Genomic DNA, 13,781 nt, shown 5'->3' on the forward strand with positions numbered 1-13,781 from the left:
CATCAAGTGGGGCGAACGGAGGGACTTGAACCCTCGGCATCAAGAGCCACAATCTTGCGCTCTGCCACCTGAGCTACGTCCGCCACAAGAGGAAGAGGCATATACCCGAGTTATTCGTCGCAGGTCAAGTGGGTTTTTTCGGCCTTTCGTTGCGCCGCAGCCGGGGAGGGCGGTCGCTTATACATATCTAAGGGGAATTTATGGATAAATTGATCATTCGGGGCGGCAAGCCGTTGCATGGAACTATCCGCGTAAGCGGGTCCAAGAACGCGGCCCTGCCCATTCTCATGGCCTGCATTCTGCCCAAGGGCCGGATTGAGCTGACCAACGTGCCCAGGCTGGCCGATATTCGCACCACGCTCAAGCTCCTGAACATCCTGGGCTGCCAGACCTGGTTCCAGGACGGCACGGTCACCGTGCAGTGCGACGAGCTCAATTCGCACGCGCCGTATGAGCTGGTCAAGACCATGCGCGCCTCGGTGCTCTGCCTGGGGCCGCTTCTGGCCCTGTTGGGCGAGGCGCGAGTGGCCCTGCCGGGCGGTTGCGCCATCGGCTCGCGCCCCGTGGATCTGCACCTTAAGGGTCTGGAGAAGATGGGCGCCAAGTTCGAGCTGGCCGAGGGCTACATCAACGGCACGACCAACGGCCTCAAGGGCGCGCGGATTGCTTTGGACATGCCCACCGTGGGCGGCACCGAGCATCTCATGATGGCCGCGGCTCTGGCCGATGGCGAAACAATCCTCGAAAACGCGGCCCGCGAGCCCGAAGTAGTGGACCTGGCCAATTTCCTCAACGCCTGCGGAGCGCGCGTCACCGGCCACGGAACGAGCGTGGTGCGCATCCAGGGCGTGAGCAGGCTCAAGGGCTGCTCATACACGGTCATGCCCGACCGCATAGAGGCCGGCACGTATTTGGCCGCCGCGCCCATTACCGGCGGTGAGTTGCGCCTGGAAAATTGCCCGGCCGCCGCGCTGGACGCCGTGATCATGAAGATGCGCGAGATGGGCGTTTCCATCGAGCCGGACGGCGACGCCGTGATCGTGAAGCGCGACGGCGAACTGCGCTGCGTGGATGTGTCCACCACGTACTATCCCGGCTTCCCCACGGACATGCAGGCCCAGATCATGGCCCTCATGTGCCTGGGCAAGGGTGCGGGCATGGTGGAGGAGAACATCTTCGAGAACCGCTTCATGCACGTCATGGAGCTTGCGCGCATGGGCGCGGACATCAAGCTCAAGGGCCGCACGGCCTTGGTGCGCGGAGTGGACAGGCTCGTGGGCGCTCCGGTCATGGCCTCGGACCTGCGCGCCAGCGCCTCTCTCGTGCTGGCCGGCCTGGCCGCGCAGGGCACTACTGAGGTGCAGCGCATCTATCATCTGGACCGCGGCTACGAGCGGATCGAGGAAAAGCTGCGCGCCGTTGGAGCAGATATCGAGCGCGCCAAGGAATAAGGCAGCCTGCGCAGGGGTTGATGGCGAGGCCTCCCGGACTCCATGCGCCCGGGCTGCCCGGCATGGGCTGACCGGCCCCGTGCGTTGCAACGACATATCGTTCGGCCTGTACAGCGCGGCCGGGAGATGCGCATCTCCCGGCCGCATCCGTTTGAAGCCGCCAGCATTTGAACGGAGAGGGGCGCTGCCAGCCAGGGCGGCTCGTCCTTCTCTCCGACTCTCTCCCGGCTGGGAGCGGGCGTCTTAAAAGCAATCTGCTTTAGGCGCTTGCGCACCTGGTCGGTCGTCCTGACCGCCTCTGACCAAGCCACCGTGTGGGACATCTTTAGCGGCCTACACAGTAGAATATGCATATCCCTTGCGGCCTGGAGATTCGAATCTCCAGGCCGCATCCATTTAAGCCCTTCATGCTCACCTTCCGGAAATTTTTCTTTTTATCACAGTAACGTAGCAGGAAAGGTGCATTGTCAAGCAAGGTACGTTGTCTGATAGATGCTTGGATGGAATTGATTATTCAGCTGAAAGCAGTTAGCTTTTCATGAAAGCCACACTATACAAGTCATCCCTGTGGAAGGGAGCCTTGTTCAACTCAGGAGGTCTTGATGCGTCGAATCCTGTTGTCTTGTCTGCTGTCTATTGCCCTATTATCGTTCGCATGTGCTCCTATCGTCAAAAAGCCAGAGATCGATCAAGTGAAAAAAGTGGCTGTCGTCAGCCTATATGCTCCTGCATTGGTACCTGGTGTCGGCGGCTTTGGCATGATTACTAACATCAACCGCGTGAAGAAGACGGTAGCCAAAGATGCATACGACATCTACGTCAAGGAGCTCACCAAGCTTGGCTGGAGCGTAATACCCGCGCAAGTGGTGGTTAAGAACAAGCTGTATGCCAAGACTTTCGATGCCGCACGGTTATACAAGGATAATGATTCCGGTGCCTCCAACTTTATGACCAAGCTCATGAATGCTGGAGCAAAGCTGGCGGAGTATGGAGAGATTCTGCCAGCGGGCATGAAATCCGGCAGCGAGATGCATGTGATGAGGAAAGAGGATGCCGAGGCGCTCGGCAAGCTGGCCAAGGGGTTGGGCGTCGATGCAGTGCTCATCGTGCAACTCGACTACTGCTACAGGCCGCGCAATCCGACTATCGCCAGAGTTTCGGGAACAGGACACGCGCACCTGAACTGCTCGTCGAGCGTCAGGGCCGTGGACAAGAACGGCGTGGCTGTGGTGACAATGCCCGAGCTCGATCAGTGCAATGATCAGGCTAGGACCAAGGCCGAGTCGGAAAAAGCCATCCTCATGCTCGGTGGCCAGATTTCCATAATGAATGCCGAACAGGTCACGGTCATAACCGAGATGTTCCGTGATTCGACCCGAAAGAGCGCCGCCAATGCGGTGGCCCAGCTCCAGAAGGCCATGCAGCAGCCCTGATACTTTAGGCTTGCCAGGACGACCAGGCTCGACGCGGCTTGCCTATTGACCAATCGGGCTGATGGCCCTGTCGAGGGCCATCGGGTCAACTCGGTGTCAGCCATCTACGCAAAGCGACCCCGCCAGGATATCCCTGGCGGGGTTTTCGTTGCTATGAACTTAGTTTCCGTGGATAATTTCTGAGATTGGCCATACCAATGGAGAGTCCAATTCAAGCTTGAGGGGCCATGCCCAGAACCGATCCCATTACAACCCGGCGCTCCACGGCCCCGCCTCTGCTGCCCTGGCAGGTGCATCTGTTGGCGGTGGTGCTGGGCATATTGGCCTACCGCCACTCGCTGGCTGCCGGAATCTGTGCCGGGTTGCTCTATGTGGGCGTTGCGCTCGTGCGGGGCAGGTGGTCGGCGCCGCTCCCGTTCTTGCTGGCGTTCGCGCTGGGGCTGCTGCTGGCCTGGTGGCGCATGCCGACCGCACCTCTGGTGGAGCCGGAGTGGATGCTGGCGGGCGAGAAGGTGCGCATCGCGGGTCGGGTGCTCTCGGTGGAGGCTCGCGAGGACCAGCGTCTACAGATTGTCCTGGATCGGGTGCGCTGCACTCGGCCCACCGGAGCGTTTCAGGATTTGCCCGGTCGGCTCGTATGGACCTGGCAGTATCCCGGCGCGTGGCCGGGGCCGGGCCAGGAGGTGTCATTCACGGCCAAGGTCTGGCCCGCGCGCAGCTTCGCCAACCCCGGAACCTGGGACACCCGCTTCTACTGGGCCAGACAGGGCGTCTTCCACCGCGCCTATACGCGCGGGCAGGATGGAGGCCGAGGCGCCGATGTGCGTCTGGCTGGCGAAGCGAGTTGGTCATGGCAGACACGGTTTGCACTGCGCGAGCGGCTGCTGGAACTGACGGAGCTCCTGGAGGGCTCGCAAGGCAGGGCCCTGCTCATGGCCCTGATCATGGGTGATCGTTTTCTTTTGGACCGCGCCACGCGCGAGGACATGGCCGATGCTTCCCTGGCGCATACCCTGGCCTTGTCCGGCCTGCACCTGGGCATCGTGGCCGGCATGGGCTGGCTTGCAGCTTGGATCGCGGGCCATGCCAGGCCAAGTATCCACCTGCGCCTGCCGCGGCCCAGACTGGCGGTGCTTCTGGGGCTGCCGCCGGTGCTCCTTTACCTGTGGCTCGGCGGGGCCACTCCGTCGCTGCTGCGTGCCGCGGTCATGTACGCATCCTGGGGCCTGCTCCTGTGGCTTGGGCGCGGGCGGGTGCTTCTGGACGGCCTATTTCTGGCACTGGCTCTCATTCTGGCCTGGAACCCGCTCATGGCCTTCGACCTGGGTCTGCAGATGTCGGCCGTGGCCGTGGCAGGCATGGCTCTGACCTTGCCGCGTTTTTTCTCCTGGGCCGAGGCCCTGGCCGACTCCGGGGCGTACATCCCGAGTCCGCTGAGCAAGGCCGTGCGGTTCCTGGCCAAGTCCGCGGCCGTGACCGTCGCGGCCAACCTGGCGCTGCTGCCCATCGTGCTGGCCAATTTCGGGCAGATCGGCGTCGGTCTGTACTGGAACCTGCTCTGGGTGCCGCTGCTCGGCCTGCTCATCATGCCTCTGGGCTTTTGCGGCATGTTGCTGGCCTTGCTTCCCGCGCTTGGGCCTGTCGCGGCCCAGTGCTTTAGCCTGGACGCAGCCATCCTGGAAGCGCTTACGGACTTGCTGACAGCGGCCAAGCATTGGGGCCTGACGCCCGTGCTCACGGCCAGCATTCCCCTCTGGCCTCAGATGGCCGGATATTGGCTGCTGCTGGCTTACATGTTCGTTCGCAGGGGACTGACTCCCGAGCGAGAGCGAGTTCTTGTGCTGCTGGTCTTTGTTCTGTTGGCCGGCCCGACTTTGTGGCAGAACCTACAGCCTGTCAGATCCTTGCGAATGACTATGTTGGATGTGGGACAGGGCCAGTGCATCCTGCTGGAGACGCCCCAGGGCAGGCGCTACCTCATTGACGGCGGCGGGACATCCGGGTCGGGTTTCGATGTGGGTGAGGCCGTGGTGGCCAAGGTCCTGGCCAGGAATGCTCCGGCTGCCCTGGACGGCATCATCCTGAGCCATGCCGATACCGACCATGCCCGCGGACTGATCCATATCGTGCGCAACTTCCGGGTGGGCTTCTTCGCCAGCAACGGGGATTGGGGCGATTCGGCCCATGCCGCGCAGCTTCGGGAAGCGCTGGCGGACAAGGGCGTGGAGCAGCGCCAGTGGCGTGCGGGGCAGGCCTACCGCATCGGGCAGGATGTCGTTCTGGAAGCGTTGCATCCCATGCCGGACCAGGGTGACAACCTGGAGCGTAACGACGCATCATTGGCCTTGCGCCTCGTCTGGCGCGGCAAGGGAATGGCCCTCATCTCTGGCGACCTGCACCAGTCTGGCCTCAAAATCCTGTTGGCGCGCGGTGCGGATTTGCGTTGCGAGGCATTGATCCTGCCACACCACGGCAGTGATTCGAGTCTGAGTCCTGAGTTGTACCAGAGGGCATCGCCCAGGCTGGTTCTGGCCTCCTCGGGCTACCTCAACCGCTGGGGCTTCCCAGGACCCAAGGTGCGCAAGGCGCTGGCTGAAAGCAGCCTGCCGCTTTGGACTACCGCGGATTGCGGAGCCATGACGCTGAGCTGGGACGATCCGGCCGAGAAAGCCCGGTTGGAGACCTACCTGGCTTGTCAGCCGGCCTCTTCGCAGCCTTGAGTTGGCTCGGTCTGGCAGGCGGAAGCCGATGAGCGGCTTGTCGGGACGGGAATCACGAGGCTGTCTGCTTTGCGGGCGCGTCCGAGAACCGCCCGAAAGCTGTTGCGATCCATTTCTAACCCGCGCGGGCCCAGAGCGGCATCTCTCTATAGCAGATTGCATTTGAAATGGGGGTCCAGGGGAATCATTTCCCTGTTGGGAGGGTCTGGGAGGGCAAAGCCCTTCCCAGTTTCTGCCAGTTCTTGCGCAAAACGCTCTAGCCGCCGATGGTGCGCAGATACAGGGCCTTGAGATCGTAGTAGAGCGTGCTGGACAGGCGGTCGTCGCTGTCGGAGATGACGAGCTGGCGGGTCTGGCTGTTGTGTTCCGCCTGGACCATGCCCCGGATTTCGCCGCCTTTGGTGCGCAGGGCGACGGCCACCAGCAGTTCGGTTGTGACGTAGCGCGAATAGACCTTTTGGACTTCATCCCCACCGCTTCGATCATAGAGATGAGACTCCACGGTCTTGGTCTCGTAGCGCACGGGATTGGACGTCGTGGCCGTGACGAAACCAGAGGCTATCAGCCCCCGCTGATACCTGTCCCGGCGTTCCAGCAACTCCAGGCGCAACCTGAGCACCGGTTCGAACTGGGGCATGACCATCCTGCGCACTTTCACCTCGTCGATGGCTTCCATGGGCACCTTGTGCAGGATGGAGACTATCTGTCCCAAGGTGAATTGAGGATAGCGCGCCTGCATGTCCAGGGCCGAGCGGAGTTGCTCGACACTGATGAGGCCTTCGGATACCAGGGCCGGTCCGATGCGCAGTCTGATGGGTTCGCGGATGTCTTCTGTCATGGCGGTTTGTAAACCGTAGAATACGGTGAAGGCCGGAAAGAATCAATCGGGGGCAGGGGTGCACGCTTCAGCGGTTTGACTAGTGCGGATTGCTTTTAAGACGCCCCCTTCGGCGTTGACGGCGGAATTACATTCCGCCTACGCCTGCGGGGCGGCAAGCCATGCCGACGCATGGCTTGCCGAGCATTTTCAAAAGCAAAATGCTCTTGTCACTTCAAATCACGGGCGCGCCTCGAGGAGCGGCCAGTCCGGATTACGCGGGTTTATCCTGTCGTGGAATGGCCTTCCAGAACTTGATCCAAACGATGCCTGTCAGGTTCTGCGCCAGGGAGAATATCGCGCCGGGCAGAGCAACGGCCGCTCCGAAATAGCGCATGGCCAGGGTCACGCCCAGCCCGGAGTTCTGCATGCCCACCTCCACGCCCATGGTGCGCGCGTCGCGCACGGACAGACCCGCCAACCGCCCTCCGAAGTAGCCCAAACCAAAGCCCAGACCGTTGTGCAGGAGCACTGCCAGTATGACCAGCGCCGGAAAACCAAGCAACGTGGTGCGGTTGAGGCCGATGACGCATGCGATGATGGCCGAAATGGTCAGGATGGAAATCGCGGGGAACACGCGCACGACCCGCTCCAGGGCATGCCTGGCCAGGGTTCTGCCCCGGCTGCGCACGAACAGGCCGGCCAGGACCGGGAAAAGCACGATGCTGGCCACGGAGCGCACCATGGACGCCAGCGGCACGTCGATTCGCTCGCCCAGGAGCAGCCAGACGATGCCGGGCGTGGCCAGCGGCGCCAGCAGTGTGGAGACCGTAGTCATGAGCACGGACAGGGGCACGTTGCCCCGGCCCAGATACACGATGACGTTGGAGGCCGTGCCGCCGGGGCAGGCTCCCACGATGACCAGCCCCAGAGCCGCCTCGGGCGGCAGCCGCAAAAGCCAAGCCAAGGTCAGGGCCATAAGGGGCATGATGCTGAATTGGAGAAACGCGCCAAGAGTTACGGCCTTCCATTGCCGGGCCGCTGCCGTGAAGTCGCCCACGTCCTGGGTCAGGCCCATGCCGAACATGATGATGCCCAGGCCTACGGGAATATGCGGCGCGATCCAGGTGAAGGCCTCGGGCCTCCAGAGGGCCACGGCCGAGAAGAGCAGGGCGATGGGCAGAAACAGACGTTCGATGGCGACCGCCACGGATGCTAACATGGGATCTCCTGTTGGAAAGCCAAGCGGATCGTGGGCTTGCATAGACTGTATGGGCATGCGTGTAAAGCCGCCAGATCGAGTCTCTTGGAAGTGATAATAATGGGAGTGACCGGTGGAGGAGTACTAAAAAGACCTTTGGGGGAGCAGTGCGATAGGGAGGTCCGCCTTGCCTAGCAAACCGACACGGGGGATGGCTTCCCTGGCCGGCAGGGGCAGCCTGCTGGCCGGGTTGACGTTGCCCACGCGAGCCATGACCAATAGCGAATTCAATCCGCCGCCACAGACGCGCGAGCAGCGCTGTAAGCGAAGCCGAAGCCGCCGGTGCCCAAACAGTGAAACCCTGCCGGAGACCCTCGCGGATAAGTTCATCCTGGACGTCCTGCGCTGCTAAGACCACGCTACTAAGGCAGATTGCTTTTATGACGCCCGCTCCGGCGTTGACGGCGCAAGTGAATTGCGCCTACGCCTACGCGGCGGCAAGCCATGCCGACGCATGGCTTGCAGAGCATTTTCAAAAGCAAAATGCTCTAAATAATCCCGGATTTTTACATATATCGGCCGAGCGAACCCTTTCCCATGCAATTCCTGGCGGAGACGATTGTAAATGACGCGGGTTTTCTCTTTGCGTCAGGCGGATTCTAATCTTCGTCATCGCGCTTGCCCGTGAGCCAACGGCGGATAGGGTTCTCCTCGCGCGGCGCGCGCCGGTCCCGACGTTCCTCCATGCGGTTGAAAAAGATGAGGTAGAGCACGCCGATGGCCAGGATGACGAGCAGGAACACGGTCGTGGACATGGCCGCCTCCTTATGCGGATTGCAGGACGGTCAAAGACAGCATATCTGCCCGGCATTGCTGCGGCAAGGATTGTCGTGGAATCATGGCTGATGCATATAAAACTGGTCGAAGATGGCAAGAAACGTCAAGCAGTCCATGATACCCGCAGGTATGGTTCGTCTCCGGGGGGAAACGATGAATAGGGTCTGTAGCGTGGATTATCGCATGCGGCTGGTGCGCGTCATGAACTACATCGACGCCAATCTGGACCGCGATCTGCCTCTGGAGGAGCTGGCAGCCGAAGCCTGCTTCTCGGCCTTCCATTTCCACCGCGTGTTCCGGTCCATGCTGGGCATGACCGTGGCAGGCTACGTGCGGCGCAGGAAGCTGGTCCGGGCTGCCCGAAGGCTGTCCGATACGGGAGATCCCGTGGTGGATATCGCCCTGGAGGCCGGCTATGGCGCGCACGAGTCTTTTACCAGGGCGTTTAGAAGCATGTACGGCTTGTCGCCCAGCGAATTCCGCGAGCAGTCCAGGCTGAAACCGGTAATTTCCCCCGATGCATTGGAACTCATACCCTTGCTGCCCCCTGGAGGTATCGACATGGACATCAGCATCAAAACTTTTGAGCCCATCAGTGTGGCCTGTGTGCGCCATGTGGGACCGTATGCAGCCTGCGAGCCGGCCTGGCAGAAATTGTGCGGCTGGGCCGGACAGAAAGGCCTGCTCGGCCCGGACACCTTGGCCATCGGCGTAAGCTATGACGAGCCGTCCTCCACGCCGGCGGAGCTGCTGCGTTTCGACGCCTGCGTGAGTGTGCCCGACTCGGTTCAGGGCGAAGGAGAAGTCGGCATCAAGACTATCCCCGGCGGAAAGTATGCCGTGGCCGTGCACGTGGGCTCTTACAGCGGTTTGGAGCAGGCCTACAAGGAACTCTATGGCCGTTGGCTGCCGGAGCAGGGCCTCAAACCGCGTGACGAACCCGCTTTCGAGATCTATCGCACCGATCCGAGCATTACACCTGCGGACAAATTGATAACGGAGATATGCGTGCCTTTGGAGTAGCGCGGACGGCCTGCGCAAGCGGCCCCTCCCTTGCAAAAGCTCATGGGAGGGGCCTTGCGGCCCATACGCGAACCATGAAGGATTACCGCATGTCCATACGCAAGATCGAGCGGCCGGAGGCCGGGCTGTATCTTTGGGGGCTGGCCGAGGAAGGCTGGTCTCACCTGACTGAGTCGGGCTTGTGCTCACGCCTGGAGCGCATACAGCCAAAGTCAATGGAGAAAATGCTTATTCCCGGTGAACGCAGGTTATTCCTCTTCGTGCTCTGCGGCGTGCTGCGAGTGGCCGGCGAGCAGAGCGAGCTGCGCGTCGAGCAGGGAGAGGCCCTGGAAGTCGCGCCGGCAACCGTGTTGCACGTGCGCAATCCATCGGCCAGGACTGTGCAATATCTGCTCATCAATGCTCCGCTTGCCGCACAGCAGTCTCTTTGTTTGGAGCCAGGCTGCACGGATGCCATAATTAGGGCGGCCTGAAGCTCCCCGTATGTCTTGACTGCCTCTTGAAAAGGCACTGTAACGGATTGCAGGCTTGGCAATAGTCGGGCAAAGCCCATTCGCAGCTTAGGGATGCTTTGCATACGACGGATCTTTGGGATCTACATGGTCAGTTTGTTACGAGTTTTCAGGATCTAGCGGTTTTTGGATAGGCACCCAGGCGTCTGGACTTCTCCGAGCCGATGAGCGACTGTCCGACATGAGCGAAAGCGCCGAGTTCAATCGCCTGCCGATCCTGGGCGGAGTGGAGTGGCTGCGCGCCACCTACGTAACCCAGACCTTCTCCCGCCATACGCATGAGGGCTATGCTCTAGGGGTCATCGAGCGCGGCGCGCTGCGCTTCCGCTATCGCGGCGAGACATTGCGCGCCGACGCAGGCAGCATCAACCTGGTCATACCCGGCGAGGCCCACGACGGTCAGGCGGACGGAGAGCAGGGCTGGAGTTACAGCATGTTCTATCTGCCGCCGGAAGCCCTGCTGGAAGTTGCCGGAGACCTTGCCCCGCGCCCGAGTTTGCCCCATTTCCGCTCCGGTGTGCTGCACGACCCCGACTTGGCGCAAGACATTCTGCGTGCCCACGCGACAGTCGCCCAGGCAGGCGCGCCTGCCCTGGCCGGTGAAACGCTCGTGCGGCGCATGCTGGCGGCCTGGGTGGAGCGACACGCCGACGGCTTCTGGCGCTGGCCCAGGCTTGGCGACGAGCGTGGGGCCGTGCGCCGGGTGCGTCAGCTCATCCACGAACGTTACCGCGAGGACCTGCATCTTGCCGAGCTGGCCGAAACCGCCCGGCTGAGCCCCTTTCATCTGTTGCGCGTTTTCGAGCGCGAGACCGGCCTGACTCCCCACGTCTATCTCGTGCAGATTCGCGTGCAGTCCGCGCGGGAACTGCTTGCCGGGCCGCTGCCCCTGGCCCAGGTGGCTGCCGAGACCGGCTTCGCGGACCAGAGCCACCTGACTCGGGCCTTCAAACGTAGGCATGGCCTGACTCCGGGACGTTACCGCAAGATCGTTCAAGATTCTCCAGCCATCGCCAAGTAGGGTACGCCTTCCAATTAGAGCATTTTGCTTTTGAAAATGCTCTGCAAGCCATGCGTCGGCATGGCTTGCCGCTAGCTTCGGTGTAGGCGCAATTCACTTGCGCCGTCAACGCCGGAGCGGGCGTTTTAAAGCAATCTGCTCTAGGAGGCGTACATGCGCGATTCATCCCGTATCACTTCCATGGGTTCGCTGGTGCTGGCCATGTTCATGGTGGGCAGCTCCGTGGTGGCCGGCCGGCTCATGGTCGAGGAACTGCCCGTATTCCTGGGCTCGGCCCTGCGCTTCGCGCTGGCCTCGGCCTTGCTCGTCCCCGCTCTGCTGTTCGTGGAGGGTGGCCTGCCCAGGCTGGGCAGGCGCACGTGGGCCATGCTGACGGCCCAGTCCTTTCTTGGCTCCTTCGCCTTTACCGTGTTCCTGCTCAAGGGCCTGGCCCTGACCAGCCCGGCTTCGGCCGGCATCATCACCAGCGCCACTCCGGCCTTCATGGGCCTGGCCGCCTGGCTGTTCTTCAGAGAGCGGCCGCGCGGCAGGTCGCTGGCCGGCATCATTCTGGCCGTGATCGGCGTGCTGGCCATCAACCTGGACAGCGTGGCGGGCGGAAGCGAGCTGGCTTCCCGGCCCGTGCTCGGCAACCTGCTGGTCCTGGCCGCCGTGGGCTGCGAAACGTTGTTCCTGCTCGTGCGCAAGGCCCTGCCCGAAGATAGGCGGCATTTGTCGCCCCTGGCAGTGTCCACGCTTTTGTCGCTGCTGGGCTTGGCCTTCTTCCTGCCCGCCGGCCTGTGGGAAGCCTGGCATTACGGCTGGCCGGTGGCCGGCCTGGAAGCCTGGCTGGCCGTGGTCTGGTATGCAGTGGTCATCACCGTGGGCGCATACTTCTTCTGGTTCTGGGGCGTGATGCGCGTGGACGGCTCCATGGCCGGCGTGGCCACGGCGGCTTTGCCCCTAAGCTCCGTGGGTCTGTCGGCTCTGGTACTAGGCGAAAGGCCCACGGCAGGCATGCTGGTCGGCTGCGCACTGGTGCTGGCGGGCATCCTGGCCGTCTCCGGCGTGCGCCTTCCAAAGCGGTTCGGCGCAGGCAATCCGAATGGCTTGCGCACGAGAGAAGCACGCGCCGAAAGCTGTAAGTCGGAGAAATGCTGACAGCCCATCTTCAGCCGATAGTGCGGCGGCCCAGCCTCATGCCTGCGTAATACTCGGTCCGACAGCGATTCGATCCTGCGGCCTATTGCCTGGCCAAGCCATTATGGCAGTGTAGTCTCGCGGCCTCCCTCCCGGCAGGCCGTAAGGTGTGCACAGGAGGAGCTGGCATGGGTCTGCAGTCACGCACAAGCGGCCGGTACAGTCTTGAAAGAGGCGATCCGCCCCGTAACGACATCTTCGGCTTGCTGCGGGCCATACTGGCTCTGGTGGCCTACGCCGTGCTTACGGGCTTGGCCGCCGAAGCGGCCCTGCCGTTCTGAGCCCGGTTCGCGTTCCGCGTAGGCCATGGCGCCTTGCCTCGGGCCATTCGGGCCCAAGGGGCTTGCGGGCGGAATATAATCGCTGACGGCCTCTGCAGGACTTAGAGCGTTTTGCGCAAGAACCGGCAAAAACCGGAAGGGCTTTGCCCTCCCGGACCCTCCCGCCAGGGACATGATTCCCCTGGATCCCCTCAAAAGCAATCTCCCCTAGCGTGCAGCCTTGGTCACGTATCTGATGTGCATCTTGCCGAACTCCGCCTCGTTGCTCAAAACCATACCGGCTTCCCCCAGCAAGGGGAGCATCGTTTCAGCATCGAATACGGTATAGGAAGACAAGCTCATGTCAAAGGGCAGGCCTTGCCCGTCCGCAGCCGTCCGCCTTGCTCTCTTTTCCTCGAAATGTCCTTTTACAAGCAAGGATTTCCTGCCCTCATGGTAGGTGAACCCATCGAGAATCTCAGGAATCTTACCATTTCCATTTATCGGCTTGAAGACTTCCGCGGATGCTCCGAAATCAAAATGCAGGAGAGTATCACCACTTTTCACGGCGTTTGGATTCAGCGGAGCGATGTTCTTCCTGGGATCGAAACTGGCGACCAGCTCCGCATATTCCGCACTGCCCCGTCTCAGGCCATTACGCTCGAAGGCCGGCAGCGAGATTTCATATTCGTGCACATTGCCCAGAGCGTCAGTCAGAATCCGGCAAATAAAGATGGGGATATCGGCATGCATTGTTTTCCCGTTCCGGGTCAGCTTGTGGCTTGTCGTTGTCCAGAGCAGCTTGTCGCCGGACTGCTCGGCACGGGACTCCATGTCCATCTCGAAATCCGTGAAGGTTTCCTCGCCCGTCAGCAGGTTCCGCGTATACATGCGCAGCTCGAAGAGCATGGCTGAAGAGGCGGGCTTGTAGCGGAATGCCTGCGGGACCGTGATGGGGGAGACATGTCCGGTGTATGACGGCTGCTCCATTGACAGCAGCCGCTCCTGCCTGGAGAGCCCGCATCCGGCCAGCAAGAGCACGAGCGCGCAGAGAAGAGCTTGCCTCATGGTTAATCCTCCTTTTTTGGAGTTATAGGCAAATGATTGGGAGCAATCAATAAAAGCTATTTAGCATTGCCTTGAGCGTTGAAAGACGTGTTTTGCACGTAGCGGGGAGCCAGCTTCTCTACTTTTTATGAACGTCTTTCCAGCCCTACATCAGGCCTCCGGGTGTAAGACAAGAGCACATGGCTCTCCAAGCGCGTTTCAGCTTGTGTTCCGGCCATAGAGCATGCATCTCGCCCGGCCGAAGATGCTAACCTGAAAG

13 protein-coding genes and 1 tRNA gene are annotated in these 13,781 nt (G+C 61.6%); 9 read left to right on the top strand and 5 right to left on the bottom strand.

The features are described 5' to 3' along the window. Nucleotides 1-7: 7 nt before the first annotated feature. Nucleotides 8-83, bottom strand: a tRNA-His gene (locus H585_RS0111215). A 117-nt stretch (nt 84-200) separates the two neighbouring features. Here H585_RS0111215 and murA point away from each other — a divergent pair. From murA to H585_RS0111230, 3 genes are all read left to right on the top strand, one after another. Next, nucleotides 201-1,451, top strand: coding sequence for a UDP-N-acetylglucosamine 1-carboxyvinyltransferase (murA, locus tag H585_RS0111220; RefSeq protein ID WP_027367881.1), 1,251 nt, complete (start codon nt 201-203; stop codon nt 1,449-1,451). A gap of 602 nt (nt 1,452-2,053) precedes the next feature. After that, nucleotides 2,054-2,884 (top strand): hypothetical protein, encoded by an 831-nt coding sequence (locus tag H585_RS0111225; protein ID WP_027367882.1) that lies wholly within the window; start codon nt 2,054-2,056, stop codon nt 2,882-2,884. A gap of 227 nt (nt 2,885-3,111) precedes the next feature. After that, nucleotides 3,112-5,604, top strand: coding sequence for a DNA internalization-related competence protein ComEC/Rec2 (locus H585_RS0111230; protein WP_027367883.1), 2,493 nt, complete (start codon nt 3,112-3,114; stop codon nt 5,602-5,604). 256 nt (nt 5,605-5,860) lie between these two features. On the opposite strand, the gene H585_RS0111235 is transcribed toward H585_RS0111230, so the two are convergent. Continuing rightward, the gene (locus tag H585_RS0111235; RefSeq protein WP_027367884.1) at nt 5,861-6,442 is read right to left on the bottom strand and encodes a hypothetical protein; all 582 of its coding nucleotides are present in this window, start codon (nt 6,440-6,442) and stop codon (nt 5,861-5,863) included. A 253-nt stretch (nt 6,443-6,695) separates the two neighbouring features. Continuing rightward, nucleotides 6,696-7,643, bottom strand: coding sequence for a bile acid:sodium symporter family protein (locus H585_RS0111240; protein ID WP_027367885.1), 948 nt, complete (start codon nt 7,641-7,643; stop codon nt 6,696-6,698). Nucleotides 7,644-7,809: 166 nt separating this feature from the next. Here H585_RS0111240 and H585_RS0111245 point away from each other — a divergent pair, with 166 nt between their 5' ends. Further along, nucleotides 7,810-8,034: a hypothetical protein gene (locus H585_RS0111245; protein ID WP_138708181.1), complete on the top strand. Its 225-nt coding sequence runs from the start codon at nt 7,810-7,812 to the stop codon at nt 8,032-8,034. 247 nt (nt 8,035-8,281) lie between these two features. On the opposite strand, the gene H585_RS23475 is transcribed toward H585_RS0111245, so the two are convergent. Further along, the gene (locus H585_RS23475) at nt 8,282-8,437 is read right to left on the bottom strand and encodes a hypothetical protein (protein WP_169432900.1); all 156 of its coding nucleotides are present in this window, start codon (nt 8,435-8,437) and stop codon (nt 8,282-8,284) included. Between the two features lie 175 nt (nt 8,438-8,612). Between H585_RS23475 and H585_RS0111255 the strand changes: the two genes are divergently transcribed. From H585_RS0111255 to H585_RS23480, 5 genes are all read left to right on the top strand, one after another. Beyond that, the gene (locus H585_RS0111255) at nt 8,613-9,482 is read left to right on the top strand and encodes an AraC family transcriptional regulator (RefSeq protein WP_027367887.1); all 870 of its coding nucleotides are present in this window, start codon (nt 8,613-8,615) and stop codon (nt 9,480-9,482) included. Between the two features lie 89 nt (nt 9,483-9,571). Next, nucleotides 9,572-9,955, top strand: coding sequence for a cupin domain-containing protein (locus tag H585_RS0111260; RefSeq protein ID WP_027367888.1), 384 nt, complete (start codon nt 9,572-9,574; stop codon nt 9,953-9,955). Nucleotides 9,956-10,175: 220 nt separating this feature from the next. Next, complete coding sequence (locus H585_RS0111265; RefSeq protein WP_027367889.1) at nt 10,176-11,015, top strand: AraC family transcriptional regulator; 840 nt, start codon at nt 10,176-10,178, stop codon at nt 11,013-11,015. Nucleotides 11,016-11,168: 153 nt separating this feature from the next. Then, the gene (locus tag H585_RS0111270) at nt 11,169-12,155 is read left to right on the top strand and encodes a DMT family transporter (protein WP_027367890.1); all 987 of its coding nucleotides are present in this window, start codon (nt 11,169-11,171) and stop codon (nt 12,153-12,155) included. A gap of 167 nt (nt 12,156-12,322) precedes the next feature. After that, on the top strand, nt 12,323-12,475 hold the full coding sequence (locus tag H585_RS23480) for a hypothetical protein (RefSeq protein WP_169432901.1): 153 nt from the start codon (nt 12,323-12,325) through the stop codon (nt 12,473-12,475). 207 nt (nt 12,476-12,682) lie between these two features. Here the strand turns inward: H585_RS23480 and H585_RS0111280 are convergent, their stop codons facing one another. Next, nucleotides 12,683-13,345 (bottom strand): hypothetical protein, encoded by a 663-nt coding sequence (locus H585_RS0111280; RefSeq protein WP_211221626.1) that lies wholly within the window; start codon nt 13,343-13,345, stop codon nt 12,683-12,685. Nucleotides 13,346-13,781 lie beyond the last annotated feature (436 nt).

This window comes from Desulfocurvibacter africanus subsp. africanus DSM 2603 (genome assembly GCF_000422545.1).
Taxonomy (GTDB): domain Bacteria; phylum Desulfobacterota; class Desulfovibrionia; order Desulfovibrionales; family Desulfovibrionaceae; genus Desulfocurvibacter; species Desulfocurvibacter africanus.

What these genes read in the sequence shown, in the direction of transcription:
- H585_RS0111260 (WP_027367888.1), top strand. Translation starts at nt 9,572, where the DNA reads ATGTCCATACGCAAGATCGAGCGGCCGGAGGCCGGGCTGTATCTTTGG.
- H585_RS0111225 (WP_027367882.1), top strand. Translation starts at nt 2,054, where the DNA reads ATGCGTCGAATCCTGTTGTCTTGTCTGCTGTCTATTGCCCTATTATCG.
- H585_RS0111265 (WP_027367889.1), top strand. Translation starts at nt 10,176, where the DNA reads ATGAGCGAAAGCGCCGAGTTCAATCGCCTGCCGATCCTGGGCGGAGTG.
- H585_RS0111280 (WP_211221626.1), bottom strand. Translation starts at nt 13,345, where the DNA reads ATGTATACGCGGAACCTGCTGACGGGCGAGGAAACCTTCACGGATTTC.
- murA (WP_027367881.1), top strand. Translation starts at nt 201, where the DNA reads ATGGATAAATTGATCATTCGGGGCGGCAAGCCGTTGCATGGAACTATC.
- H585_RS23475 (WP_169432900.1), bottom strand. Translation starts at nt 8,437, where the DNA reads ATGTCCACGACCGTGTTCCTGCTCGTCATCCTGGCCATCGGCGTGCTC.
- H585_RS0111255 (WP_027367887.1), top strand. Translation starts at nt 8,613, where the DNA reads ATGAATAGGGTCTGTAGCGTGGATTATCGCATGCGGCTGGTGCGCGTC.
- H585_RS0111235 (WP_027367884.1), bottom strand. Translation starts at nt 6,442, where the DNA reads ATGACAGAAGACATCCGCGAACCCATCAGACTGCGCATCGGACCGGCC.
- H585_RS23480 (WP_169432901.1), top strand. Translation starts at nt 12,323, where the DNA reads ATGGGTCTGCAGTCACGCACAAGCGGCCGGTACAGTCTTGAAAGAGGC.
- H585_RS0111230 (WP_027367883.1), top strand. Translation starts at nt 3,112, where the DNA reads ATGCCCAGAACCGATCCCATTACAACCCGGCGCTCCACGGCCCCGCCT.
- H585_RS0111270 (WP_027367890.1), top strand. Translation starts at nt 11,169, where the DNA reads ATGCGCGATTCATCCCGTATCACTTCCATGGGTTCGCTGGTGCTGGCC.
- H585_RS0111240 (WP_027367885.1), bottom strand. Translation starts at nt 7,643, where the DNA reads ATGTTAGCATCCGTGGCGGTCGCCATCGAACGTCTGTTTCTGCCCATC.